We start from the raw sequence: 25716 nt of genomic DNA on the forward strand, positions 1-25716 counted from the left end.
CGTGTCAGCCGCCGGCGAGGACGAACCAGCGGGCGGGCAGGTCGATGCGGGTGCCGTCGGGCAGGTACTCGGTCTGGGCGAGTGCGGTGTCCCCGGAGGCTAGTGTCGTCATCCCGGCCGCCCGCAGCAGCTCCGGAATTTCCTCCTCGGTGGCGCCGGCCGGCTTGAGCCCGTGCTCGAAGACCCGCCGCAGCTTCTGGGGCGGTCCGCCCGGCGCCTGGGCGGCCTGCTGGAGCACGGCCTTGGAGGCGGGGGTCAGCTCTGCGACGAAGGCCCGGCCACGCTCCCCGATCAGCGTCGCGACGGCTGCGGCGACCGCGGCCCGGGCCGGCGGCTCGCTCTGGTGGATCACCGCCCGCATATAGACGTTGGTGTCGCCGATCCGCTCGTGCAGAGCCCGCACCGCGTCACCGTCGACGAGGTTGAGCTGGGCGAACTCCACGACGCCCGAGGTGTCCGCGCGGCGTGCGTGCTCGATGGCCGCGTGCGAGAGGTCCACGCCGATGGCGCGGGCGAAGCAGGTGGCGAGGTAACGGGTCTGGGTGCCATTGCCGCAGCCGAGGTCGACGACGGGCAGCGAGGCGTCGGCGTACGGAAGCAGCAGCTCGCTGTCGGGTACGGAGGTGAGGGACGGGTCGGAGTCCCAGATCGCCTCGCCGGGGGCGTCGGAGGTGGCCGACCAGAAGCCTTCCCACGACTCGCGGTAGCCCTGCGACACGTCCATAAGCACTCCCGACTCCGTTGTATCCACCGCTGTCTGCTCAGCAACGGACTACCGCCCGGAGCGTCCCGGGGCAAGGGGGTGCGCACCATCCGTCGTTCGGGGCGGCGTCTTTCACCTGGTGTTCGACCGGGGGCGCGGGAAGCGGGTGAGTGCCTGTTCGAACCAGACGGTCTTGCCCCGTGCCGTGGTGCTCGTCCCCCACTCGCGGGCGAGGCCGCTCACCACCAGCAGTCCGCGGCCGAACTCGTCGTGGGCGGAGGCGTTGAGGAGCGCGGCCGGGGCCGGTTCGTCGTCGCTGACCTCGCAGAGCAGGGCGCCGGTCCGGACGAGGCGCAGCCCGATGTGGTGGGTGCGCCCGTGCTTCACGGCATTGGTGACGAGTTCGCTGACCATCAGCTCGGCCGACTCCACCGCCTCCGGCAGCTCCCAGTCGAGGAGCTTGCCACGGACCAGCCGCCGGGCGCGGGCCACTTCGCGTGAGTCCAGGGCGAGTTGCCACTCGGCGACGTCACCGTCCGGGATGCCGTTCAGCCGGGCCATCAGCAGTGCCACGTCGTCCTTGCGGCCGCCCTTCGGGTTCAGGGCGCGGATGATCGTGTCGCAGGCGTCGTCCATCGAGGCGGCGGGGTGCGCGGCGGAGGCGCAGAGTGCGGCGAGTCCCGCGCCGATGTCCTGGCCGCGCACCTCGACCAGACCGTCGGTGCACAGAACCAGCCGGTCGCCGGGCCGCACCTGCACGGTCGCGGTCTCGAAGGCGACACCGCCGACGCCGATGGGCGCACCGGTCGGCAGGTCGAGGAGCTCCGCCCGGCCGTCCTCGGCGCGGACCAGTACGGGCGGGATGTGCCCGGCGTTGGCGATCTGGAGCTCGGAGTGGATCGGGTCGTAGACGGCGTAGAGGCAGGTCGCCAGATACTGTTCGCCGAGGCGCTGCGCCAGGTCGTCGAGGTTGCGCAGCAGCTGGGCGGACGGCATCTCCATGGTGGCCATCGTCAGTACGGCGGTGCGCAACTGGCCCATCATCGCGGCCGAGTTGAGTCCGTGTCCCATGACGTCGCCGACGACGAGCGCGGTCCGGGAGCCGGGCAGTTTCACCGAGTCGAACCAGTCGCCGCCGATCCGGCCGAGCCGGGCGCCGGGCAGATAGCGGGTGGCGATGTCGCAGCCCGCCATACGCGGTTCGACCTGGGGCAGCATGCTGTCCTGGAGGGTGTCGGCGACGTTCTCCTGGTACGTGTACATGCGGGCGTTGTCGAGTACGAGCCCGGCACGGGCGGCGAGTTCGGCGCCCGTGGTGCGGTCGATGTCGTCGAAGGGCTCACGGCCGGGACGGCGCATCAGGACCATGAAGCCGAGCACCACGTCACGGGCCTTGAGCGGCACGATGAGCAGCGACCGGTGAGTGATCAGGGGGCGCAGGTCGCGCTTCTCGAACTCGCCCGAGATCCGGTTGCTCATCTCCTCGCTGACGTACGGGATGAGGACCGGCTCACCGGTGACCATGCACTGGAAGAACGGTGTGTGCTCGGGGAAGGCGATGGACTCGCCGACCGGGACGGTGTCGTCCCAGCGGCCGGGTTCGTCGTTGTGCTCGACCCACACCCGGTGCCAGACGGTGGTGACGTCGGGCGGCCCGTCCGGGAAGCCCTCACCGGCGAGGACCGCGGCGCGCAGATGCGTACCCGCGAAGTCGGTGAAGCGGGGGACGGCGGCGCTGGTGACCTCGCGGATGGTGCGTTCGAGATCGAGGGAGGTGCCGATGCGGCCGCTGACCTCGTTGAGGAACTCCAGCCGTTCGCGGACCGCGCCGTATTCGAGGTCGAGTTCGGGGCGCGGCACGGCGCGGGGTGCGGGCGAACCGTCGGCGTTGGCCTCGGGATCCTCCGCCGGACGGCGCGGCGTCCGGCGAGGCACACCCCAGTCGGGTGTGACCGGGACCCGGTCGCGGTGGCTGAACTCCAGGATCGGGTAGCCCAGTTCGAGGACCTGCGAGACGATCCGGGTCGCCTGGTGGACGCTCATGTTGGGCAGGATCTCGGGGAGCCTGCCTGCCAGGTCCTGATAGCCGGGGAAGTCGGTGTGGAGCGCGAAGCCGGGGGCGATCGTCTCGCTGTCCCGGCTGCCGTTCGCATCGGCGTCGCGCAACTGCCCCGCGTCCGCAGCAAGGACGAGGAGCCGCTCGGGGCCGGGGCCGACCAGCGGGTAGGCCCACCACAGAACGTCGATCCGGCCGCGCCGAGGCTCGTCGACACGGGCCCGTCCCGCCGCCGGATAGGCGACGCTCCCGCTGAGCGAACTGTCGAGTCCGTGGCCGAACCCGGCGTACGTACCGTCCGGCCCGGGCGACCCGTCCTGCCGCAACGCCCCGGAGACCGGCAGGAGTTCACCGGCCAGGCAGCCGATGGCTTCCTCCCTGACGACGCCGAAGAGCCGTCTGGCCCCGGTGGACCAGTGCGACACGAGTCCGGCCGCGTCGACGACGACCACGGCGAGCGGCACCCGTCCGGCAGTGGCGTCGCGCGACTGTGGTGCCCTCTGCGGCGGTACACCGAGGTCCATGGGCGGAAGGCTCCTTCCCCACCGCAAGGCTCTGCGGCATGTGACTCCACGGTACGGCTCCCTGTCCGGCCCTCGCCGGTCATCGGCGGAATCAACCCCGGGGTGGTGCGCCCCGCGCGCCACGCCGCGCACAACCGGGCAGGTGGGAGGCGCTGGGGGCGACCGGAACCGGGCTCCCTCAGTCCTCGTGCCCGAGCTGGAGGTCGCGTTCGGTGCGTCCGCCGCCCGCGACCTGGAGGACGGTCGCCACCGGCGGATACCCGGCCGCGATCACCGTGTACTCGCCGGTCGACAGGTCCACGAAGCGGAACGCCCCGTCGGGCCCGGTGGTCAGGGTGTCGACGACATTGCCCGCCGCGTCGAGGAGCGTGACCCGGGCGTCCTCGACGGGCCGTCCGCCGCTCGCCCGTACGATGCCGCGCAGCACAGCGCCACCGGCCAGTTCGATGTCCTGCCGGGTCTCTCTGGCCGCCTGCACGCTGACCGGCAGTGCTGCGGGCCGGAAGGCGGGGGCGCTGGCGGCGAGGGTGTACTCGCCGGCCACCAACTCCGAGATCACATAGCCGCCCTCGCGGCCGCTGCGGGTGGACGCGACGACCTCGCCGCGCACATCGGTGAGGGTGACGGCGGCGTCCCGCACCGGGATCCCATCGGCCGTGACGACGGTCCCAGCCAGCCTGCCCGCGCCGCCGAGCACCACATCGAGCTCGACGGGCCGTTCGCCGACGGTGACGCTGACGGCCTGCGGCTGGTGTCCGCCGGCCGCCGCGATGAGAACGTAACTGCCGGAGCCGGGCACGCTCAGCGCGTACCGCCCGTCGTCACCGCTCGCGCCCCTTCCGACCTGCTGCCCCTGGACGTCGATGAGGGTGAGGGCGGCGCGCGGGACCTTCGAACCGTCGGCGTGCTGGACGCTGCCGCACACGGGTACGCCCGAGAGGTGGATGGGCGGCGGCGGGGCGGCGGTAGTACGTGCGCCGGGGATCGAGGCGGACTCGGCAGCTGAATCGGGGCTGTGGTGGGACACCAGCGGTTTCTCCTTGAGGAAGAAGGCGATGAAGAGGCCGAGCGCGAGCACCGGCACGAGGTAGAGGAAGATCCGGGGCATCGCGTCGGCGTACGCCTGGATGTAGCTGTCGCGGAGCGCGGGCTCCATGGCATGGACCAGCTGCGGGGTGATCGACTCGGGGTCGGGGAGGTCGGCTCCGGACGGGAGGCGGACGGCGAGAGCGTCCGCGAGACGGCCCGCGAAGAGCGTCCCGAACACGGCGGCGCCGACGCTGCCGCCGATCTGCCGGAAGTAGTTGTTCGCGCTGGTGGCGGCGCCGAGGTCGGCGGGCGGTACGGAGTTCTGCACGGCCAGGACGAGCACCGGCATGATCAGGCCGATCCCGATGCCGAGCACGGCCTGCGCAACGCTGTACTCGAGGCGCGGAGTGTCGGTTTCGAGGCGCGAGAGCAGCCACATGCCGACCACCGAGATCGCACTGCCGAGGATCGGGTACACGCGGTAGCGGCCGGTACGGGAGATCAGCTGGCCGGAGACGACGGACGCCCCCACGATGCCGCCCATCATCGGGAGCATCAGCAGCCCCGATTCGGTGGCGGTGGCGCCGTCGACCATCTGCAGGAACGTCGGCAGATAGCTGGCGGCGCCGAAGAGGGCGACGCCGACGACCGCGCCGACGAGCGCGGTGACATTGAAGATCGAGTCGCGGAACAGCCGCAGCGGGATGACGGGTTCGGGTGCGTGGCGCTCGACCACGAGGAAGAGCAGTGTCGTGCCGGCAGCTCCGGCGGCCAGCCCGAGGATGGTGCGCGAGCCCCAGGCGTACTCCGTGCCGCCCCAGCTGGTCAGCAGCACCACGCAGGTGGAGGCGGCGGCCAGCAGCAGGGCGCCGAGCACATCGAGGCGGGGTCGGACCGTGGGCTTGGGGAGCTTGAGTACGACGGTGATGACGGCGAGGGTGACCAGGCCGAACGGGACGTTGATGTAGAAGCACCAGCGCCAGGAGGCGTGGTCGGTGAAGAAGCCGCCGAGCAGCGGGCCCGCGACGGACGCGAGACCGAACGCGGCACCGATCAGCCCCATGAAGCGACCGCGCTCGCGAGGCGGTACGACGTCCGCGATGATCGCCTGGACCCCGATCATGAGTCCGCCGCCGCCGACGCCCTGGACGGCACGGAAGGCGATCAGTTCGTCCATGGTGCGGGACCAGCCGGCCAGCGCGGAGCCGACGACGAAGACGACGATCGCGAACTGGAAGACGCTCTTGCGGCCGAAGAGATCGCCGAGCTTGCCGTAGATCGGCAGTCCGATGGTGGAGGCGAGGAGATAGGCGGTGACCGCCCAGGACATCTTCTCCAGGCCGTGCAGCTCACCGACGATCTTGGGCAGCGCGGTGGCGACGATCATCTGGTCGAGCGCCGCGAGCAGCAGCGTGAGCATCAGCCCGAGGAAGACCAGCCGGATCCTTCGGGGGCTGATCTCCTGGGCGGGATCCGTGGCGGTGGAAGCAGTGGAAGCCGATGCGGACGGGGGCGCGGTCGCCGCGCCGGGAGGGGCGGCCGTCTGCTCCCCGGCGCCGCCCGCACCGTCCGGCTCGTCCTTCACCAGAGTGATACCACCCACCACGTGCCGCTCCCCTCGTCGCATCTGCGCCGCCCATTTCTCGCATTACGCGACATAGAGAGGCAAACGCGACGGGGGGCGCTGACGGCGCACTCGGGGGGCTTATGCCCCGGTGGGAGCCACTACGGCGCGCAACCGGCGAGCCAGGAAAACCACCCGAACCGGTGAGGCCGGTCAGGGATGCCCGGTGCTACTTCTCGACCTCGGTGGCGAGGTTCTGCAGCAGCTCGTCGTAGATGCGCCCAAGTCCCTTGGGCGCAAAGGTCTTCTCGAAGAATCCGCCGATGCCGCCCGCACCGTTCCAGACGGTCGACACGACAGCCTTGGACTTGCCCTCGCCGGCCGGGGTGACGGTCCAGGTGGTGACCATCGACGAGTTGCGGTCCTTCTCGACGAGCTGACCTTCGGTCGGCTCGCCGACCTCCAGCAGGCAGTCGCGGATCCGCTTACTGGTGGCCTGCAGCTTCCAGTGGACGAGGGTGCCCTCGCCGTCACCGCCCTCGCGCACCTCGTACTCACTGAATTGACCGGGCAGCACCTTGCCCCGGACCTCCTTGTAGTCGGCCAGCGCGTCGAACACCGTTTCCGCGTCCGCCGCGATGATCCGCTCTGTCGAGGCCTCGACCTGCGCCATGGCTGCTCCTCCACCACTCGGTTGTTCGGGGTGTGCTGAGCCAATCACCTCCGGCACCCCGCTCAAAATCCGGGCCGGGACGAAGGGGAGAAAACGATCAAGGGAACAAGTGTTCTATTCTGTGCCCAGTGCTACCGAGGAGGCGTCCATGCGCTGGGACAATCTGGTCGAGAACACCCGGGAGACCGGGACCGGCGCGCTCTTCGCCGCGGACGCGGTGACCACGCGCACCTTCGACACCCCCGAATTCCGGGGAATCACCTTCCATGAGATCCGGGCCCGCTCGATCGTGAACCGGGTGCCGGGCGCATCCCGGATGCCGTTCGAATGGACCGTGAACCCGTACCGGGGCTGTACGCATGCGTGCGTCTACTGCTTCGCCCGCAAGACCCACAGCTATCTGGACCTCGACACCGGGCTCGGCTTCGACTCGCAGATCGTCGTCAAGATCAACGCCCCGGAACTGCTCCGCCGCCATCTCGCCTCCAGCCGCTGGCACGGCGCGCACATCGCGATGGGCACCAATGTCGACTGCTACCAGCGGGCCGAGGGCCGCTACCGGCTGATGCCCGGCATCATCGAGGCCCTGCGCGACCACGCGAACCCGTTCTCGATCCTCACCAAGGGCACGATCGTCCTGCGCGATCTGGAGCTGCTGCGGCAGGCCGCGGAGGTCACCGAAGTCGGCATCTCCGTCTCGGTCGGCTTCGTCGATCCCGAGCTGTGGCGCACGGTCGAACCCGGCACCCCCTCCCCCGAGCGCCGCCTCGACGTCGTGCGCACGCTGAGCGAGAACGGCATCGACTGCGGCGTACTGATGGCGCCCGTCATCCCGTTCCTCGGTGACCGCCCGGACCAGCTGCGGGCCACGGTCCGCGCGATCGCCGCCGCCGGGGCGACCTCGGTGACCCCGCTCGTGCTCCATCTGCGGCCGGGCGCCCGCGAGTGGTTCATGCAGTGGCTCGGCCGGCACCACCCGCAACTGGTCCGGCGTTACGAGCAGATGTACGCGGACGGGGCGTACGCACCCACGTGGTACCAGCGCACCGTCACCCGCCGGGTGCACGAGCTGGCCGCCGAGTACGGCATCGGCCCGGCGCGTCGCGGAGAACCCCGCCGGATCCCCGTCCAGCAGGAGCAGCAGTCGCCGCTCGACGGTCCCGGCCCCACCCAGCTGACTCTGCTCTGACGGCGGCCCGAGCCCTGTTCCGGACCTCGCCCCGAACCTGCTGCGGGCCTGCACGAACCGGGGTCGGGCAAATGGGTCAACTCTCATCAGAACATGTCCTTCCGTGTCCGAATGTGGGGAGCATGCGGCGGGGGCTGCACCACCCGCAGCCGCGTTCCCTCCACCACGGGAGGCCATATGACGAACCGTTCAGGAATTCTGTTCGCCGTCGGTGCGACAGTCGCCGCTCTGATGACCGGCGTTCCTTCCCCGGCGGCAGCCGATGGAGTCGCGCCGCCTGCCGCGCAGCTCACATGGACCGGCTGCGCCACAAAGTCGTATCCGACGCTGCAGTGCTCAACCGTGCGTACCCCGCTCAATCATGACGATCCGTCGGGCAGGAGCATCACCCTCGCCCTGTCGCGGATCCCGCACACCGCGAAGACCTCGCAGGGCCCTCTGCTCGTCAACCCCGGCGGCCCCGGCGGCAGCGGGCTGGCTATGGCCGGCTTCGTGGCGGCCTCGCTGCCGAAGGAGACCGCCGCGCAGTACGACGTGATCGGGTTCGACCCGCGCGGGGTCGGGAAGAGCTCCCCGGCACTGAACTGCGTACCGAAATACTTCGAGCCGCTGCGCCCCGACCCGGTGCCGCTGAACCTCCGGATCGAGCAGGCCAACCGCGACCGCGCCAAGTCCTTCGCCGCCGCGTGCGGCGCGAAGTACCCCGATCTGCTGCCGTACATGGACACGGTGAGCACCGCCAAGGATCTCGATGTGATCCGGCAGGCCATCGGCTCCCCGCAGATCAACTACTTCGGGTACTCGTACGGCACCTATCTGGGCGCGGTGTACGCCAAGCTGTTCCCGGAGCGGGTACGGCGTCTGGTGCTCGACTCGAACGTCGACCCGGACGGGGTCTGGTACGACGACAACATCGGCCAGGACTACGCGTTCGACGCCCGCCTGAAGGCGTTCGCCGCCTGGGTCGCGAAGCACAGCTCGACGTACGGACTCGGCAGCGACCCGGCGAAGGTCGAGGCCGCCTGGTACGGGATGAGCGAAGCGGTCAGGAAGGAGCCCGCGGGCGGGACGGTCGGCGCGAGCGAGTTGCAGGACACGTTCCTGCCGGGCGGCTACTACAACGGGTACTGGCCGTACCTGGCCGACGCGTTCGCCTCGTACGTGACCGACAAGGACCAGGACGCGCTGGTCCGCGCGTACAAGAAGTTCGGCGCCGTCGACGACAAGGGCGACAACGGCTACTCGGTCTACGCGGCCGTGCAGTGCCGCGACGCCGAGTGGACGCGCGACTGGAACACCTGGCGCAGCGAGAGCTGGAAGGTGCACAGCAAGGCACCCTTCTACGCCTGGAACAACACCTGGTACAACGCACCGTGCGCATCCTGGCCGGTGGAACCGCACAACCCGGTACGGGTCTCCAACGCCGCACTCCCGCCGGTGCTGCTCTTCCAGGCCACTGAGGACGCGGCCACGCCGTACGAGGGCGGGGTCACCCTGCACCGCAAACTCCGCGGCTCCAGCCTGGTCGTCGAACAGGGCGGCGGCAACCACGGCATCACGCTGAGCGGCAACACATGCCTGGACGGGTACTTGGTGGACTACCTCGACAAGGGCACCGTCCCGCGCGGCAACGGCAGCAGCGCCGACGCGGACGCGGTCTGCCCGAGGTCGCCCGACCCGGAGCCGCTGGCCGCCGGGGCATCGGCGAAGTCGCTGCGGGGCGCGACGGCAGAAGGAGGCGGCGCACTGCACGGGCTGCTCGGCTTCCGCGGCTGACGGGAGGGGGCCGGACTCCGGCCCCCGTGACCCGATCGCGCGCCCTCGGGGGCGTACGCCACCATGGTCCGTATGACGACACGGCCCACCTCCGCGTACGCCCCCGACCTGTCCGTCAGATCCATGACCATCGACGACTGCGAGGCCGTCGCGACGATCCGGGTGCGCGGCTGGCAGGCCGCGTACACCGGGCTGATCCCGCAGGCGTATCTGGACGCGATGGACATCGCCGAGGACGCGCAGCGGCGTCGCGGCTTCTTCGCCGAACGCCACACGGTCGTCAATGTGGTGGCCGAGCGGCCGGGCCCGGGTGTGATCGGCTGGGCCTGTTACGGCCCGTACCGCGCGGACGGCAGGCGGCTCGCCCGCGGCGAGCTGTACGCCATCTATGTGCTGCCCGAGCAGCGTGGGACCGGGGTCGGCCGCGCCCTGATGGCGGAGATCCTGGCGCGCTCCGCCGCGGACGGGTTTCCCGATCTGTCGCTCTGGGTCCTCAAGGAGAACGCACCGGCGCGCCGCTTCTACGAGCGTGCGGGCTTCGTTCCGGACGGCGCCGAGGAACCCTTCCAGGTCGGCGGCGTCCTCGTGCCCGAGGTGCGTTACGTACGTCCTCTCAGCCCGCCGGCAGCCGACTGATCGCCTCCTCGGCCGCGCCGCCGAGCCTCGGGTGCGGCAACGCCGCCTGCAGGACCGGGCGGGCCTGTGCGTCGCCGAGCTGCCCCAGCCCCTCCACACAGGCCAGCGCGACCCGCCAGTGCGGCTCGTCCGGTGCCAGCAGCCGTTCCAGGGTGCTGATCAGCGTCGGGACGGACTCGGGGGCCCGCAGGGCGGTGAGCAGCCGCACCGGGTGCAGGGCGTAGGCGGTGCGCAGGGTGTTGGTCGCGAGGGCGGCGGCGGCCCGGGGCGTGCGCGGGTCGCCGAGGCGCACCAGGGCATGGGCGGCGGAGACACAGCGCTCCGGGTCGCGGTGGTTGAGCAGCAGGACCAGCGCCTCGAAGGCCCGTCTGTCGCCGCCGCAGCCGAGCCGGAACGCGGCGATCTCGCGTGCCCAGAGCGGGCGTTCGCGTTCCACGAGGACCCGGGCGAGCTCCTCGTCGTCCTCGGTGGCGAGCAGTCTGCGGTACGCCGCCGACTCCCCCGCCTCGCCCCCCAGCCGGTCGGCCAGCGACCGGAACTCCTCGTCCATGACCGTCAGCGTATCGGCGGACACGGCGAGTGTGAGCGGGCACACAACAACTCGGGACTGGCGCGCTCGTTACTCGCCGGTTAACCTCATATGAGCGGGACACACTCCCCGCCGACTCCAGTGGCCTGGTGACGCAGCCACCCGGAGTGCTTGTCGGTTCGGCAGCTTTGCGAGACGTGACTCCGGGACAGAGTCCGTCACCCCATCCCGGTCCGGGTGTGTTCGGTACACCCCCGGCCCTGAGCACCACGACACGCAATTTCCGCACGCCATGCGCCGGTCGGGCCCCACGGCCCCACCAGATCCGTGCGCGTCGTGCGTCCACACAGTCGTCACTCATCCCTGGAGTCCCGTGATGGACACCCCGCTCTCCACCATTGCCGTCGTCGGCCTCGGCACCATGGGCACCGGCATCGCCGAGGTCCTCGCCAGGGCCGGCCGCGAGGTCATCGGTATCGACATCAGCGAGGCGGCCGCGCGTCAGGCCGTTGCCGCCCTCGAAGCCTCCACTGCCCGCGCCGTGCAGAAGGGCCGGATCACCGAGGGCGAGCGGCACGACGTCCTCGCCAGGTTCCGTACCTTCTCCGATCTGCAGGCCGCCGCGGACGCGCAGCTCGTCATCGAGGTCGTGCCCGAGTCGTACGAGATCAAGCAGCAGCTCTTCCGGGAGCTCGACGCGATCACCTCCCCCACCGCGATCCTGGCGACCGGCACCAACGCCCTGTCGGTGACCCGGCTGGCCGCCGAGTCGCAGCACCCCGAGCGCGTGATCGGTCTGCACTTCTTCAACCCGGCGCCCGCGATGAAGCTGGTCGAGGTGGTCTCCTCGGTGCTGACCGCGCCGCCGGCCGTCGAGGCGGTCACCGCGCTCGCCCGTGAGCTGGGCAAGGAGCCGGTCGCGGTGGGCGACCGGCCGGGGTTCGTCGCCGACGGGCTGCTGTTCGGCTACCTGAACCAGGCCGCCGCGATGTACGAGGCGAGCTACGCCTCCCGTGAGGACATCGATGCGGCCATGAAGCTGGGCTGCGGGCTGCCGATGGGCCCGCTCGCCCTGCTCGACCTGATCGGGGTCGACACCGCCCGTACCGTCCTGGAGGCCATGTACTCCGAGTCGCACGACCGGCTGCACGCCCCTGCACCGATCCTCAAGCAGCTCAGCGAGGCCGGGCTGACAGGCCGCAAGTCGGGCCGTGGCTTCTACACGTACGCGGCGACGGGCAGCCAGACCGTGGTGCCGGACGCGAAGACACCGCAGGAGAGCTCCCGAGCGGCGGCCGGGCGTACTGTGCGGTCGGTGGGTGTCGCCGGGTCCGGGACGATGGCGTCGGGCATCGCGGAGGTCTTCGCGAAGGCCGGTTACGACGTGGTGCTCGCCGCGCGCAGCCAGGAGAAGGCGGACACGGCGAAGGGCCGGATCGCCAAGTCCCTGGAGCGTTCCGTCACCAAGGGGCGGCTGACGGCCGAGGCGCGGGACGAGACCCTCGCCCGCGTCACCGCGGCCGGTTCGCTGGACTCGTTCGACGACGTCGATCTCGCGGTCGAGGCGGTCGCCGAGGACCTGGCGGTCAAGCAGCAGCTGTTCGCCACGCTGGACAAGGTCTGCAAGCCGGGTGCGGTGCTCGCCACCACCACGTCGTCGCTGCCGGTCGTGGCATGTGCACGGGCCACCTCGCGTCCGCAGGACGTCATCGGGATGCACTTCTTCAACCCGGCGCCCGCGATGAAGCTGGTCGAGGTGGTCCGTACGGTGCTCACGGACGACGACGTCCACGCCACCGTCCGCGAGGTGTGCGGGAAGATCCGCAAGCACCCGGTGGACTGCGGGGACCGGGCCGGTTTCATCGTCAACGCGCTGCTGTTCCCGTACCTCAACAACGCGATCAAGATGGTCGGGGAGCACTACGCGAGCCTCGACGACATCGACGCCGCGATGAAGCTGGGCGGCGGCTATCCGATGGGTCCGTTCGAGCTCCTCGACGTCGTCGGGCTCGATGTCTCGCTCGCCATCGAGAAGGTGCTGCACAGCGAGTTCCGCGACCCGGGTCTGGCCCCGGCACCACTGCTGGAGCACCTGGTGGCCGCCGGCTGCCTCGGCCGCAAGACGGGGCGCGGCTTCCGCGAATATGCCCGGCGCTGAGGGCCGGCGGGCTCCTGCCCGGCCGGCCGGGTCTCCGGCCGGGCGGGACCGGCCGACCGGCTCCCCGCCGGTTCCCGGGCCGGGAGCCGGCTGGGGAGGGCTGCTCGATCCGCCGCCACCGCCTTCGACGTGGGAGGTGCCGCCCGGCGGCCCGCCCCCGCAGGCGCGCTCTCCTGCACCGATGCAGTACGTTCACACCATGTCCCAGCCCGCCAGGTCCCCCCGTGTCTCCGCCGCACCCGACGCCCCGGAGAGTGCCGCAGGCACGCGCGCCGCCGCCCAACGGCTCAAGATGCGCCGCGAACTGGCGGCCGCGGCGATGGAGCTCTTCGCCACGAAGGGGTACGAGGCGACGACGGTCGACGAGATCGCGGGCGCCGCGGGCGTCGCCCGGCGGACCTTCTTCCGGCACTTCCGCTCCAAGGAAGAGGCGATCTTCCCGGACCACGACGACACCCTCGTCCGGGCCGAGGCTGTCCTGAATGCCGCCCCCGCGCACGAGCACCCGCTCGACACCGTCTGCCGCGGTATCAAGGAAGTCATGAAGATGTACGCGGCGAAGCCCGCGGTCTCCGTGGCCCGCTACAAGCTGACCCGTGAGGTCCCCACCCTGCGGGAGGCCGAGATCGCCTCGGTGGCCCGCTACGAGCGGCTGTTCACGCGCTATCTGCTGGGCCATTTCGACGAGCGCGACCACCATGTCGGCAATGACGATCCGCTGCTGGCGGAGGTCGCGGCGTCCGCCGTCGTCACCGCGCACAACCATGTGCTGCGCCGCTGGCTGCGGGCGGGCGGCCAGGGTGACGTGGAGGCCCAGCTCGACCACGCGTTCGCGATCGTCCGGGAAACGTTCGGGACCGGGATCGGCGCGGGCCGGATCGCCGGGACCGAGCCCGCGTCCCCGCCGGCTGCCGCTTCGGTGAGCACGGAGGGCGAGGTGCTGGTCGCGGTGGCGCGCACCGACGCACCGCTCGACGAAGTGATGCGCACGATCCAGCAGGCGCTCAAGGACCACTGAGCGGGAGCCTGTCGACCGAACCGCTCCGTCGACCCCCGCATGCCGGACGGGCTCGCTGTCGCAGCCCGTTCGGCATACGCGTGCCCGGCGCCGAAACCTGGTTGCAGCCCGTACACGCCGGTGCTGTGGTGGGCGCATGACTCATGATCACGACGCCTTGCTGTCCCTCTTCGACCACGAGATGCGCGAGCATGCCCGACCCGACGGCCCCGGTGTCCGTGTCGAGCGCACCGCCGATGTCGTACGTCAGGTCGGCGCGGCCGGCGACTGGAACGGCGTGGTCTGGTCGGCGCCGGATCTGGACGCCGTCCGGGCGGATGCGGCGATCGCGGCTCAGGTGGAACGCTTCACCGCGCTCGGCCTCGACGAGTTCGAGTGGAAGCTGTACGCGCACGACCGGCCGGCGGACCTGGGGGTGCGGCTGCGGGCGGCCGGCTTCGTCGCGGAGGAGCCGGAGACCCTGCTGGTCGCCCCGGTCGCGGACCTCCCGACCGCCGTGGAACTCCCCGAGGGCGTCCGGCTGCGCACGGTGACCGATGCGGCCGGTGTGGAGCTGATGGCCCGGGCCCATGAGCGGGCGTTCGGCTCGGACCGGTCGGGGCTGCGGCATCAGGTGCTGGCCCGGCTGACCGAGGCCCCGGACAGCTTCGTCGGGGTGCTGGCCATGGTGGGCGACGAGCCGGTGAGCTCGGCCCGGATGGAGCTGTACCCGGGCACCGGCTTCGCGGGGCTCTGGGGCGGCGGGACGGTCGAGCCGTGGCGCGGGAAGGGCATCTACCGGGCGCTGGTGGCTTTCCGTGCCGCGATCGCCGCCGAGCGTGGTTACACATATCTGCAGGTCGACGCGACCGACCAGAGCCGTCCGATCCTCCAGCGGCTCGGTTTCACCGCGCTGAGCACCACCACGCCGTATGTCTACCGGCGCACGGCCTGACCGCACCGAGCAGGACAGAACGGCGCGAACCACCCCGCATGTCGCTCATGCGTGCCGGCCGGGTGACATGTGAGAGAAATTGTTGGCACCCAGTGCCTTGCCAGGTGTCACGGAGTGCCATACGTTGAAGTTGTCCGGGCGGCCGGCGTGCAGAGACCTCACGTACGCCGGCTGTCCCCGCAAGCCATGTGCCTGCGCGCCCGGGCGCCTGCGTCACAGGCAAACCCTTCTGCTCCACCAGAGCAGGCCGAAGCCTTACCAGCCGAACCGACGGCAGCACCTCCACAACGCACCGCACCCCCCGTTGGCAGGGACCCACAGTCGTCCCTCGACGCATTCCCCGAGCACTCGGCTCCGGTCGAGCAGGGGAGACACCATCCCGGAGGCACACCGTGAAGGAAATCCTGGACGCGATCCAATCGCAGGACAGCACAGCCGCAGATTTCGCGGCCCTGTCCATCCCTGAGTCGTACCGCGCGGTGACCGTGCACAAGGACGAGACGGAGATGTTCGCCGGGCTCGACTCCCGCGACAAGGACCCCCGCAAGTCACTGCACCTCGACGACGTCCCGGTGCCCGAGCTCGGGCCCGGCGAGGCACTGGTCGCCGTCATGGCCAGCTCGGTAAATTACAACTCGGTCTGGACCTCGATCTTCGAGCCGATGTCCACCTTCGGCTTCCTGGAGCGCTACGGAAGGCTCAGCGAGCTCACCAAGCGCCACGACCTGCCGTACCACGTCATCGGCTCCGACCTGGCGGGCGTCGTCCTGCGCACCGGTCCCGGCGTCAACGCCTGGCACCCCGGCGACGAGGTCGTCGCGCACTGCCTCTCGGTCGAACTGGAGTCCTCGGACGGCCACAACGACACGATGCTCGACCCCGAGCAGCGGATCTGGGGCTTCGAGACCAACTTCGGCGGCCTCGCCGAGATCGCGCTCGTCAAGTCCAACCAGCTGATGCCGAAGCCGCAGCACCTCAGCTGGGAGGAGGCCGCCGCTCCCGGCCTGGTCAACTCCACCGCCTACCGCCAGCTCGTCTCGCGCAACGGCGCCGGCATGAAGCAGGGCGACAATGTGCTGATCTGGGGCGCCAGCGGCGGACTCGGTTCCTACGCCACGCAGTTCGCGCTGGCCGGTGGCGCCAACCCGATCTGCATCGTCTCCAGCGAGCAGAAGGCGGACATCTGCCGGAAGATGGGCGCAGAGGCGATCATCGACCGCAACGCCGAGGGCTACAAGTTCTGGAAGGACGAGCACAACCAGGACCCGCGCGAGTGGAAGCGGTTCGGCAAGCGCATCCGTGAGCTGACCGGCGGCGAGGACGTGGACATCGTCTTCGAGCACCCGGGCCGCGAGACGTTCGGCGCCTCGGTGTACGTGACCCGCAAGGGCGGCACGATCGTCACCTGCGCCTCCACGTCGGGCTACAACCACGAGTACGACAACCGCTACCTGTGGATGTCGCTGAAGAAGATCGTGGGCTCGCACTTCGCCAACTACCGCGAAGCGTGGGAGGCCAACCGGCTGGTCGCCAAGGGCAAGATCCACCCGACGCTGTCGAAGGTCTACTCCCTGGAGGAGACCGGCCAGGCCGCGTACGACGTGCACCGCAACCTCCACCAGGGCAAGGTCGGCGTGCTCGCACTGGCCCCCCGCGAGGGTCTGGGTGTGCGCAACGAGGAGCTGCGCGAGCAGCACATCGACGCCATCAATCGCTTCCGGGACGTCTGACATGAGTGGGCGTCAGAAGGACCGCCCGTGGCTCATGCGGACGTACGCCGGTCACTCGACCGCCGAGGCGTCCAACGAGCTCTACCGGCGCAACCTCGCCAAGGGCCAGACCGGTCTGTCGGTCGCCTTCGACCTGCCGACCCAGACGGGTTACGACCCCGACCACATTCTCGCCCGCGGCGAGGTCGGCCGGGTCGGCGTGCCCGTCTCGCACCTCGGTGACATGCGGCGGCTGTTCCAGGACATCCCCCTGGAGCAGATGAACACCTCGATGACGATCAACGCCACCGCGATGTGGCTGCTGGCGCTCTATCAGGTGGTCGCGGAGGAGCAGGGCGCCGACGCCACGAAGCTCCAGGGCACGACGCAGAACGACATCGTCAAGGAGTACCTCTCGCGCGGGACGCATGTCTTCCCGCCCGGTCCCTCGCTGCGGTTGACCACCGACATGATCACGTACACGGTCAACCACATACCCAAGTGGAACCCGATCAACATCTGCAGCTATCACCTGCAGGAGGCGGGGGCCACTCCGGTCCAGGAGATCGCGTACGCCATGTCGACGGCGATCGCCGTGCTCGACGCGGTCCGTGACTCCGGGCAGGTGCCCGAGGAGAAGTTCGGCGACGTCGTCGCCCGTATCTCCTTCTTCGTGAACGCGGGCGTCCGCTTCATCGAGGAGATGTGCAAGATGCGCGCCTTCGGCCGCATCTGGGACCAGGTCACCCGCGAGCGGTACGGCATCACCGACGCCAAGCAGCGCCGGTTCCGCTACGGCGTCCAGGTCAACTCCCTCGGGCTGACCGAGGCGCAGCCCGAGAACAACGTCCAGCGCATCGTCCTGGAGATGCTGGCGGTCACCCTCTCCAAGGACGCCCGCGCCCGGGCCGTCCAGCTGCCCGCCTGGAACGAGGCGCTGGGGCTCCCCCGGCCCTGGGACCAGCAGTGGTCGCTCCGGATCCAGCAGGTCCTCGCGCACGAGAGCGATCTGCTGGAGTACGAGGACATCTTCGCGGGTTCGCACGTGATCGAGGCCAAGGTGGACGCCCTGGTCACCGAGTCGCTCGCGGAGATCGACCGGATCCAGCAGATGGGCGGCGCCATGGCGGCCGTCGAGTCCGGCTACCTCAAGTCGGAGCTGGTCTCCTCGCACGCACAGCGGCGGGCCCGCATCGAGGGCGGAACGGAGAAGGTCGTCGGCGTCAACATCTACGAGACGACCGAGCCGAACCCGCTCACCGCGGACCTCGACGGCGCGATCATGACGGTCGACCCCGCCAACGAGGCCAGGGTGGTCGCGGCGCTCCACGAGTGGCGCGACAACCGTGACGAGGCCCGCGCCTCCGACGCGCTGGCGGCGCTGAAGAAGGCCGCGGCCGGCACCGACAACATGATGGAAGCGACCGTGGAGTGCGCCCGCGCGGGTGTCACCACCGGCGAGTGGTCGTGGGCGCTGCGCGATGTGTTCGGCGAGTTCCGGGCCCCGACGGGCGTCTCGTCCGCACCGGTCGCGGTGACCGCGGAGGCGGGCACGCCGCTCGCCCTGGTCCGCGAGAAGGTCGCCCGCACCGCCGGCGACCTCGGCACCGGACGGCTGCGGCTGCTGGTCGGCAAGCCGGGCCTGGACGGGCACTCCAACGGCGCCGAGCAGATCGCCGTACGGGCCCGTGACGCCGGGTTCGAGGTCGTCTACCAGGGGATCAGACTGACCCCCGAACAGATCGTCTCAGCTGCTCTCGCCGAGGACGTGCACTGCGTCGGTCTGTCGATCCTGTCCGGCTCGCACGCCGAGCTGGTGCCGGACGTGCTGAACCGGCTGCGCGACGCCGGCGCCAACGACATTCCCGTCATCGCGGGCGGGATCATTCCGCCCGCCGACGCCACCGCGCTGATCGAGGCGGGCGTCGCCGCCGTATTCACCCCGAAGGACTTCGGCATCACGGAGATCATCGGCCGTATCGTCGACGAGATCCGGAAAGCGAACAAGCTCGACCCTCTGGAGGTCCCCGCATGACCCAGCCCGTGAACCGTCTGCGTCCGCGTCGCTCCTGCCTGGCTGTGCCGGGCTCGAACCCGCGGTTCCTGGAGAAGGCCCAGGGCCTCCCGGCCGACCAGGTCTTCCTGGACCTCGAGGACGCCTGCGCCCCGCTCGCCAAGGAGGGCGCCCGGCACCACATCGTCGACGCGCTGAACAACGGCGACTGGACGGGCAAGACCCGGGTCGTGCGCGTCAACGACTGGACGACGCACTGGACGTACCGCGATGTGATCACGGTGGTCGAGGGTGCCGGCCAGAACCTCGACTGCATCATGCTGCCGAAGGTCCAGGACGCCCAGCAGGTCGTCGCCCTCGATCTGCTGCTCACCCAGATCGAGAAGACGATGGGCTTCGAGGTCGGGAAGATCGGCATCGAGGCACAGATCGAGAACGCCAAGGGCCTGGTGAACATCGACGACATCGCCGCCGCCTCACCCCGCCTGGAGACGCTGATCTTCGGCCCGGCCGACTTCATGGCGTCGATCAACATGAAGACCCTGGTCGTCGGCCAGCAGCCGCCCGGCTACGGCGCGGACGCGTACCACTACATCCTCATGCGCATTCTGATGGCGGCCCGTACGCACGACCTCCAGGCGATCGACGGTCCCTTCCTGCAGATCCGTGACGTGGACGCGTACCGCGAGGTCGCGGGCCGTGCGGCGGCACTGGGCTTCGACGGCAAGTGGGTGCTGCACCCCGGCCAGGTCGACGCGGCCAACGAGGTGTTCTCGCCGTCGCAGGAGGACTACGACCACGCCGAGCTGATCCTCGACGCGTACGAGTGGTGCACCTCGGAGGCGGGCGGCAAGAAGGGCTCGGCGATGCTCGGCGACGAGATGATCGACGAGGCCAGCCGGAAGATGGCCCTGGTCATCGCAGGCAAGGGCCGCGCGGCCGGTATGCAGCGCACCTCCAAGTTCGAAGCTCCGGAGGCCTGACCATGCAGTTCGGACGCACCTATGAGGAGTTCGAGGTCGGTGCGGTGTACAAGCACTGGCCCGGAAAGACGGTCACGGAGTACGACGACCACCTTTTCTGCCTGCTCACCATGAATCACCACCCGCTGCACATGGACAGCAACTACGCGGAGAAGACGACCGATTTCGGCAAGAACGTTGTAGTCGGCAACTACATCTATTCGCTGCTGCTCGGCATGTCCGTCCCCGACGTCTCCGGAAAGGCGATCGCCAACCTGGAGGTCGAGTCGCTCAAGCATGTGGCGCCGACCTTCCACGGCGACACGATCTACGGCGAGACGACCGTCCTCGACAAGACTCCGTCAAAGTCCAAGAGTGACCGCGGAATCGTCTACGTGGAGACCAAGGGCTACAAGCAGGACGGAACACTCGTCTGCGTGTTCCGCCGCAAGGTGATGGTCCCCACCGAGACGTACATCAAGGAGCGCGGCGGCGAGCAGCCCGGCCGCCCGGAGCTGAACCAGCCTTCGCAGAAGAACGTGGAGAAGTAGCCATGACGCGACTCGCCCAGACCGCCGGTCTGAACGACATCCAGCAGGAAATCCTCTCCACGGTCCGGGATTTCGTCGACAAGGAGATCATTCCGGTCGCGACCCAGCTGGAGCACCGCGACGAGTACCCGATGGAGATCGTCGAGGGGCTCAAGGAACTCGGCCTGTTCGGGCTGACGATCCCCGAGGAGTACGGGGGCCTGGGTGAGTCGCTTCTCACATACGCACTCTGCGTGGAGGAGATCGCGCGCGGCTGGATGAGCGTGTCGGGAATCATCAACACGCACTTCATCGTGGCGTACATGCTCAAGCAGCACGGCACCCAGGAGCAGAAGGACACGTTCCTGCCGCGGATGGCGCTGGGCGAGGTCCGGGGCGCGTTCTCGATGTCCGAGCCGGCGCTGGGCTCCGACGTCGCGGCGATCACCTCCAAGGGCGTCAAGGACGGCGACGAGTACGTCCTGAACGGCCAGAAGATGTGGCTGACGAACGGCGGCACGTCCTCGCTCGTCGCCGTGCTGTGCCGAAGTGACGAAGGCCACCCCGAGGGAACGGCCCCGCACAAGTCGATGACGACCTTCCTGGTGGAGAAGGAGCCGGGCTTCGGCGAGGTCCGGCCGGGGCTCACCATTCCCGGGAAGATCGACAAGATGGGTTACAAGGGCGTCGACACGACGGAACTCATCATGGACGGACTACGCATTCCGGCCAATCGTGTACTAGGCGGCACCACCGGCCGAGGGTTTTACCAAATGATGGACGGTGTCGAGGTCGGCCGGGTGAATGTGGCCGCGCGTGGTTGCGGCGTCGCGCAGCGTGCATTCGAGCTGGGCGTTTCCTACGCTCAGCAGCGCCACACCTTCGGAAAGCCGATCGCCCAGCACCAGGCGATCCAGTTCAAGCTGGCCGAAATGGCCACCAAGGTCGAAGCGGCGCATGCAATGATGGTGAATGCAGCGCGCAAAAAGGACTCCGGGGAACGAAACGACCTGGAGGCAGGGATGGCGAAGTACCTCGCCTCCGAATACTGCAAGGAAGTCGTCGAGGACGCCTTCCGCATCCACGGCGGTTACGGCTTCTCCAAGGAGTACGAGATCGAGCGCCTCTACCGGGAGGCCCCGATGCTGTTGATCGGTGAAGGTACCGCCGAGATCCAGAAAATGATCATTGGGCGCCGACTCCTCGAGGAGTACCGGTTCCAGGGCTGATCGTCCCCTTCGAGGTGATTTGGCCGCGAAGAAGATCACACCCTGTCATCCTCAGCCGGTGCCTTCCCGCCGTCCGACTCGGCTGCTGGCTTGCCCAGTTACGGCTCGCAACCGATAACATCGCCGGAAAAGCCGCCGTCCCCCGTTGCCAGCGCGGCATCATCCGCTACGAAGGTCATCCATGCCCGACAGCCAAACCTCTGCATCACGCGGCGGAGTCCGCCTTGCGCGCGGAGCTTCGCCGTGGCTCCTCCCGACCGTCGCCACCGCGGCGCTCAGCCTCACCCGGGCCCGCAAGTCCGGACGCTGGGCCGCCGTGGCCGTGCCCACCACCGCCCTCGCGGCGGGCATGCTGTGGTTCTTCCGCGACCCCGAGCGCGAGATCACCCAGGGCCGAGTCATCTCTCCGGCCGACGGTGTGGTGCAGAGCATCATGCCGTGGAAGGACGGGCGCACCCGCGTCGCGATCTTCATGAGCCCATTGAATGTCCACGTCAACCGCGCGCCCCTGGCCGGCACGGTGACATCGGTCGAGCACATCCCCGGTGGGTTCGTCCCGGCGTTCAACAAGGAGAGCGAGAACAACGAGCGCGTTGTCTGGCACTTCGACACCGAGCTCGGCGACATCGAGATGGTGCAGATCGCGGGTGCGGTTGCCCGTCGCATCGTCCCGTACATCCCGCAGGGCACGAAGGTGGAGCAGGGCGAGCGCATCGGCCTGATCCGCTTCGGCTCCCGCGTCGACATCTACCTTCCGGAAGGTATCGATGTCGCGGTCGAGGTCGGCCAGGCCACCACCGCGGGGGTGACTCGAATTGACCGTGATTGATCCCGACACACAGGCCGGCTGGGTGCCGGAGGCCGAGTCCGAGGACGACGTCGAGGACATGCCGCTGTCTCTGCGGCTGTCGATAGCGGACACCCTCACTCTCGGCAATGCCACGTGCGGTTTCATGGCGGTGTACTTCACCACCACGGGGATCCTCATCCCGCACCTCACGGGCAGCGACGAGAGCGGCATGGCCCGGCACTCCGCGGCCACCGCCGTGATCCTGATGCTCCTCGCCGCGGTCTTCGACCTCTTCGACGGGCTGGTGGCGCGCAAGCTCCGCAGCTCGCCGATGGGCGCGGAGCTGGACAACCTCTCGGACCTGATCAGCTTCGGCCTCGCCCCGGCGTACTTCGTACTCGTGTACGGCATGGTCGCGGACGACGCACACCAGAGGGTGTCGGCGCTCGCGGCGATCGTCGTGCTGCTGGCCGTGGTGCTGAGACTGGCCAGATTCTCCTGCGTGACCATGAAGGACGGCATGTTCCAGGGCATGCCGAGCCCCTTCGGAGCGCTCACGGTCGTCTCGATCGTCCTCCTGGAGCTGCCCTTCGTACCGACGCTGCTCGCGATCGTCGGAGTGGCGTGGCTGATGGTCAGCCGGGTCGAGTACCCGAAGCCGCGGGGTGTCCTCGCGGTGGCGATGCTCAGCTGGATCGTCGGCGCGATGGGACTGCTCGCCGCCTGGGCGTTCGACGCCCCCGGCGGTCAGCTGCTCCTGCAGACCGGCTGCGCGCTGCAGGTGGTCCTGGGAGCGGTCATCCCGCTCTTCGCGACGGCGCGGCGGGTGAACACCTTCCGCGACAACCGGCGCGAGGCACGGGCGGCTCAGCTGCCCTAGCGGTACAGCACAAGACGTACGAGGGCCCGGGTGCTTCCCCAGCACCCGGGCCCTCCTGCATGTCATGGTGACCGCGCCTCCTCGGTGCGGCCTTGTCGATCGCCGTTCCGTACGGGTCCGGGCGCCGCTGCCGTGGTCTCGCATCAGGTACCGGCCGAGTGGCTCCGCGTCGGTGCTCCGGCTCGGCCGGGTTCGCTCAGCGGACGCCGGCGCCCGCTACGCCGGGTCCCAGCGGGCGGCGAGCAGGAGCGCGATGTCGTCGGGCCGGTCGGACTCCTGCTTCGCCTCCCGAATGACCAGGTCCGCCATGTCGGCGAGCGACGGCAGGTCGGCTCGCTCGATCGTGGAGCGCAGCCGCTCGATGCCCAGATCGATGTCGGCCCCTGCCTGCTCGACCAGTCCGTCGGTGAACAGTGCCAGGATCGCGCCGGGGTCCAGGAGGAAGTCGCTGACCGGGTAGGACGCACGGGGGGCGACACCGAGCACGATGCCGCCGGGCAGGTCCAGGACCTCGGTCGTGTGGTCGGGGTGGCGGAGCAGGGGCTGCGGGTGCCCGGCCCGGACCGCCTGGGTCCGGCCGGTGACGGGGTCGAGGACGACGTAGCAGCAGCTGGCGATCTGGCCGGGGTCTAGGTCGATGAGCAGCCGGTTGGTGCCGCTCACCACCTCCTGCGGATCGTGCCCGCTGAGGGCGAAGGCTCTTACCGCGCTGCGCAGTTGCCCCATGGTCGCGGCCGCGGCGACTCCGTGCCCCTGGACGTCCCCGATGATCAGGGCCAGGCCGCGCTCCGTCTCGACGACGTCGTACCAGTCGCCTCCGATATCCATGCCCTGGGTGCCGGCGAGATACCTCCCGGCGGTGTCGACGTGTTCGAGTACGGGCAGCCGGTGCGGCAGCAGGGCGTTCTGCAGGCCACGGGCCAGGGCGGATTCCGTGTCGTATCGCTGGGCCCGCTGGAGGGAGTGGGCGATGAGTCCGGCGAGTGCGGTGAGGACCGTGCGTTCCTCGGGGGTGAAGCCGCGCGGGTGGTCGAAGCCGAGGATGCAGGAGCCGACGGGCCGCCCGGAGGCGATCAGCGGCAGGAACGCGCGGGCGCCGACGTCGGCGTCCAGGGGGATGCCGGGGTAGGCGGCGGCCAGGTGCTGCATGGACTCGAAGAAGATCGGGCGGCCGGTGGTGAGCGTCTCGACGCCGGGCAGATGGGCAGCGAGGGACACCCCGTCGAAGCGGTCCAGGAAGCCCTGCGGGAAGCCGGTCTCCCAGGCCAGGTAGAGGTGCCGCTCGTTCAGCAGGTAGATGGCCAGTTGCCTGCCGCCGAACGCAGGCAGCAGTTCCTCCGTGACCACCACCGAGACCTGGCGTGCCGTGACGGCCTCCGTCAGCGCGATGGCGAGGGCGACCGGCCGGTAGAGCGCGGACGCCCGGTCGGCCGGGGAGCCGAGCCCCACGCCCGGCGTGACGACGGACCCCGGAGTGTAGGCCGGTTCCGTGGCCGCGAGCGTGGCTGTCACTCCGTCGTGGCCCGGGTACAGGGACACGGACAGCCAGTCGTCGGCGTCGCGCCGCGCGAGGAAGTGCACCGGGTCGTGGGAGAGCAGCGCGGCCCGGTGGTGGTCGTCGTACGCGGGGTGTCCGAACCACGGCAGGACCTCCCACACGACGCGTCCGACCAGGTCGGCGCGCGCCCGGTCGAGCAGCTCCTCCGCGAGACGGTTGACGTAGGTGATCCGTCCGAGCCGGTCGAACGAGAAGATGCCGCGCGGGAGCCGGTCGGCCGCCTCCCCGACGATCGCTCCGGCACCGAGGTCGACGAGGAAGCCGGTGAGATGACCGGCCGCGCCGTCACCGGGCGGCCGGGTCCGGCGGCTGGAGAGTTCGAGGAAGTTCGTCCGGCCGTCGGGGCCGCGCAGCCGCAACCGGCGTACGACCGGGCCGGGAGATCCGGCCGCCCGGCGGGCGACGGCGCACAGCCCGCACACGTCCTCCGGTGCCAGCAGCGCCGTCAGCGCGTCGATGGTGCCCGCGAACTGTGCGGGCTCCGTGGCGAGGATCGCGCACAGCTCCGCGTCCACGTCGACGGCGCCGGTGTCGAGGTCCCACTCGAAGTGCCCGATCCTGACCGGTGGTGCGACGGCCGAGGGCAGCTGGACGGGTACCGGCTCGCCGTCCCACACGACCTGGGTGCCCTCGCCCGCCAGCTCCGCGAGGTCGGTGCCGAGCTGCCGGGCAACGTGCTGAAGACTGTGCTGGTGGGCCGGCGATACCGGCTTCCCGGGTGTGGCCGGGCGCAGCACCGTCAGGACCCCGAACCTCTCGGGGCCGCCGCCGATCGGCACGAACAGCGAACCGAACGGGAACGGCAGGCCCGCCATCAGCTGCGGGAAACGGCGCATGGCCTCCTCGGCGTCGGGGAGCATGATCGACCGGTGCGAGCGGTAGGACTCGCACACCGGGAAGGGCCGGTTCACATGCATGCGCCACCAGGGGCGGAACAGCCGACCCGGCAGCCCCGCGAGCACCGCGAGCCGCAGCAGCTCAGGGTTCCCGGAGCGTAGATATACGCCGCCGGCGTACCCGCCGGCGGACTCGACCGCGCTCACTGCGGCCTGCGCGAGCGCCAGGGACAGTTCGCCCGGCACTCGGCCGCCGTTCACCGCCCCGGGCACCGTCCCGCCTTCATCCTGCGGACTGTGCCGGGTAGCGCCGTACCAGGTCACACAGTCAGGATGCGCCCCGGCGGCCCTGCAACGCATCCGGTGGACCCGGTCACGGCAATGAGCGACATCTTCCAACAACATGCGAGTCTTTTGCG

At 69.9% G+C, this 25716-nt stretch carries 19 protein-coding genes; 13 read left to right on the forward strand and 6 right to left on the reverse strand.

What is annotated here, in order from left to right; all coding sequences use genetic code 11:
* Positions 1-4: 4 nt before the first annotated feature.
* From ACWCP8_RS10910 to ACWCP8_RS10925, 4 genes are all read right to left on the reverse strand, one after another.
* The gene (locus ACWCP8_RS10910; protein WP_352267323.1) at positions 5-724 is read right to left on the reverse strand and encodes a methyltransferase domain-containing protein; all 720 of its coding nucleotides are present in this window, start codon (positions 722-724) and stop codon (positions 5-7) included.
* 111 nt (positions 725-835) lie between these two features.
* Entirely contained in the window at positions 836-3283 is a 2448-nt protein-coding gene (locus ACWCP8_RS10915; protein ID WP_451115466.1) for a SpoIIE family protein phosphatase, read from the reverse strand.
* Positions 3284-3461: 178 nt separating this feature from the next.
* The gene (locus ACWCP8_RS10920) at positions 3462-5918 is read right to left on the reverse strand and encodes an MFS transporter (RefSeq protein ID WP_352267325.1); all 2457 of its coding nucleotides are present in this window, start codon (positions 5916-5918) and stop codon (positions 3462-3464) included.
* 187 nt (positions 5919-6105) lie between these two features.
* Positions 6106-6549 carry an SRPBCC family protein gene (locus ACWCP8_RS10925; RefSeq protein ID WP_451115469.1) on the reverse strand — a complete coding sequence of 148 codons (444 nt, stop codon included), beginning with the start codon at positions 6547-6549 and terminating at the stop codon, positions 6106-6108.
* Positions 6550-6697: 148 nt separating this feature from the next.
* Here ACWCP8_RS10925 and ACWCP8_RS10930 point away from each other — a divergent pair, with 148 nt between their 5' ends.
* From ACWCP8_RS10930 to ACWCP8_RS10940, 3 genes are all read left to right on the forward strand, one after another.
* Complete coding sequence (locus tag ACWCP8_RS10930; protein WP_355998922.1) at positions 6698-7738, forward strand: Rv2578c family radical SAM protein; 1041 nt, start codon at positions 6698-6700, stop codon at positions 7736-7738.
* A 177-nt stretch (positions 7739-7915) separates the two neighbouring features.
* Entirely contained in the window at positions 7916-9514 is a 1599-nt protein-coding gene (locus ACWCP8_RS10935; protein ID WP_451115471.1) for an alpha/beta hydrolase, read from the forward strand.
* Positions 9515-9586: 72 nt separating this feature from the next.
* A complete protein-coding gene (locus ACWCP8_RS10940) occupies positions 9587-10150 on the forward strand; it encodes an N-acetyltransferase family protein (protein WP_451115472.1) in 564 nt (187 codons plus the stop codon).
* On the opposite strand, the gene ACWCP8_RS10945 is transcribed toward ACWCP8_RS10940, so the two are convergent.
* Positions 10128-10700: an adenylosuccinate lyase gene (locus ACWCP8_RS10945; RefSeq protein WP_355998930.1), complete on the reverse strand. Its 573-nt coding sequence runs from the start codon at positions 10698-10700 to the stop codon at positions 10128-10130. The two genes, ACWCP8_RS10940 and ACWCP8_RS10945, sit on opposite strands and share 23 nt — an antisense overlap.
* Positions 10701-11055: 355 nt before the next feature.
* On the opposite strand from ACWCP8_RS10945, the gene ACWCP8_RS10950 reads away from it, so the two are divergent.
* The 10 genes from ACWCP8_RS10950 (at position 11056) to pssA (ending at position 22903) form a co-directional block, all read left to right on the forward strand.
* Complete coding sequence (locus ACWCP8_RS10950; protein WP_451115473.1) at positions 11056-12837, forward strand: 3-hydroxyacyl-CoA dehydrogenase family protein; 1782 nt, start codon at positions 11056-11058, stop codon at positions 12835-12837.
* A 199-nt stretch (positions 12838-13036) separates the two neighbouring features.
* Positions 13037-13855, forward strand: coding sequence for a TetR family transcriptional regulator (locus ACWCP8_RS10955; RefSeq protein WP_352267334.1), 819 nt, complete (start codon positions 13037-13039; stop codon positions 13853-13855).
* Positions 13856-13991: 136 nt separating this feature from the next.
* Complete coding sequence (locus tag ACWCP8_RS10960; protein ID WP_451115475.1) at positions 13992-14789, forward strand: GNAT family N-acetyltransferase; 798 nt, start codon at positions 13992-13994, stop codon at positions 14787-14789.
* Between the two features lie 392 nt (positions 14790-15181).
* Positions 15182-16519: a crotonyl-CoA carboxylase/reductase gene (ccrA, locus tag ACWCP8_RS10965; RefSeq protein ID WP_352267336.1), complete on the forward strand. Its 1338-nt coding sequence runs from the start codon at positions 15182-15184 to the stop codon at positions 16517-16519.
* 1 nt (position 16520) lies between these two features.
* Positions 16521-18533, forward strand: coding sequence for a protein meaA (locus tag ACWCP8_RS10970; RefSeq protein ID WP_451115477.1), 2013 nt, complete (start codon positions 16521-16523; stop codon positions 18531-18533).
* Positions 18530-19495, forward strand: a complete 966-nt coding sequence (locus ACWCP8_RS10975; RefSeq protein WP_352267338.1) for an HpcH/HpaI aldolase/citrate lyase family protein — start codon at positions 18530-18532, stop codon at positions 19493-19495. The genes ACWCP8_RS10970 and ACWCP8_RS10975 overlap by 4 nt, the downstream gene beginning before the upstream one ends.
* A gap of 2 nt (positions 19496-19497) precedes the next feature.
* On the forward strand, positions 19498-20025 hold the full coding sequence (locus ACWCP8_RS10980) for a MaoC family dehydratase (protein ID WP_030916550.1): 528 nt from the start codon (positions 19498-19500) through the stop codon (positions 20023-20025).
* A 2-nt stretch (positions 20026-20027) separates the two neighbouring features.
* Positions 20028-21233 (forward strand): acyl-CoA dehydrogenase family protein, encoded by a 1206-nt coding sequence (locus ACWCP8_RS10985; protein WP_451115480.1) that lies wholly within the window; start codon positions 20028-20030, stop codon positions 21231-21233.
* A 181-nt stretch (positions 21234-21414) separates the two neighbouring features.
* Positions 21415-22062 (forward strand): phosphatidylserine decarboxylase, encoded by a 648-nt coding sequence (locus ACWCP8_RS10990; protein WP_030916556.1) that lies wholly within the window; start codon positions 21415-21417, stop codon positions 22060-22062.
* Between the two features lie 22 nt (positions 22063-22084).
* Complete coding sequence (gene pssA, locus ACWCP8_RS10995; RefSeq protein WP_176902275.1) at positions 22085-22903, forward strand: CDP-diacylglycerol--serine O-phosphatidyltransferase; 819 nt, start codon at positions 22085-22087, stop codon at positions 22901-22903.
* A gap of 216 nt (positions 22904-23119) precedes the next feature.
* Here the strand turns inward: pssA and ACWCP8_RS11000 are convergent, their stop codons facing one another.
* Positions 23120-25657, reverse strand: a complete 2538-nt coding sequence (locus ACWCP8_RS11000; protein WP_451115747.1) for a SpoIIE family protein phosphatase — start codon at positions 25655-25657, stop codon at positions 23120-23122.
* Positions 25658-25716: the final 59 nt, after the last annotated feature.

Source organism: Streptomyces sp. NPDC002206, from assembly GCF_053593595.1.

What these genes read in the sequence shown, in the direction of transcription:
- ACWCP8_RS10910 (WP_352267323.1), bottom strand. Translation starts at nt 724, where the DNA reads ATGGACGTGTCGCAGGGCTACCGCGAGTCGTGGGAAGGCTTCTGGTCG.
- ACWCP8_RS10915 (WP_451115466.1), bottom strand. Translation starts at nt 3,283, where the DNA reads ATGGACCTCGGTGTACCGCCGCAGAGGGCACCACAGTCGCGCGACGCC.
- ACWCP8_RS10925 (WP_451115469.1), bottom strand. Translation starts at nt 6,549, where the DNA reads ATGGCGCAGGTCGAGGCCTCGACAGAGCGGATCATCGCGGCGGACGCG.
- ACWCP8_RS10930 (WP_355998922.1), top strand. Translation starts at nt 6,698, where the DNA reads ATGCGCTGGGACAATCTGGTCGAGAACACCCGGGAGACCGGGACCGGC.
- ACWCP8_RS10935 (WP_451115471.1), top strand. Translation starts at nt 7,916, where the DNA reads ATGACGAACCGTTCAGGAATTCTGTTCGCCGTCGGTGCGACAGTCGCC.
- ACWCP8_RS10940 (WP_451115472.1), top strand. Translation starts at nt 9,587, where the DNA reads ATGACGACACGGCCCACCTCCGCGTACGCCCCCGACCTGTCCGTCAGA.
- ACWCP8_RS10945 (WP_355998930.1), bottom strand. Translation starts at nt 10,700, where the DNA reads ATGGACGAGGAGTTCCGGTCGCTGGCCGACCGGCTGGGGGGCGAGGCG.
- ACWCP8_RS10950 (WP_451115473.1), top strand. Translation starts at nt 11,056, where the DNA reads ATGGACACCCCGCTCTCCACCATTGCCGTCGTCGGCCTCGGCACCATG.
- ACWCP8_RS10955 (WP_352267334.1), top strand. Translation starts at nt 13,037, where the DNA reads ATGTCCCAGCCCGCCAGGTCCCCCCGTGTCTCCGCCGCACCCGACGCC.
- ACWCP8_RS10960 (WP_451115475.1), top strand. Translation starts at nt 13,992, where the DNA reads ATGACTCATGATCACGACGCCTTGCTGTCCCTCTTCGACCACGAGATG.
- ACWCP8_RS10970 (WP_451115477.1), top strand. Translation starts at nt 16,521, where the DNA reads ATGAGTGGGCGTCAGAAGGACCGCCCGTGGCTCATGCGGACGTACGCC.
- ACWCP8_RS10975 (WP_352267338.1), top strand. Translation starts at nt 18,530, where the DNA reads ATGACCCAGCCCGTGAACCGTCTGCGTCCGCGTCGCTCCTGCCTGGCT.
- ACWCP8_RS10980 (WP_030916550.1), top strand. Translation starts at nt 19,498, where the DNA reads ATGCAGTTCGGACGCACCTATGAGGAGTTCGAGGTCGGTGCGGTGTAC.
- ACWCP8_RS10985 (WP_451115480.1), top strand. Translation starts at nt 20,028, where the DNA reads ATGACGCGACTCGCCCAGACCGCCGGTCTGAACGACATCCAGCAGGAA.
- ACWCP8_RS10990 (WP_030916556.1), top strand. Translation starts at nt 21,415, where the DNA reads ATGCCCGACAGCCAAACCTCTGCATCACGCGGCGGAGTCCGCCTTGCG.
- ACWCP8_RS11000 (WP_451115747.1), bottom strand. Translation starts at nt 25,657, where the DNA reads ATGCGTTGCAGGGCCGCCGGGGCGCATCCTGACTGTGTGACCTGGTAC.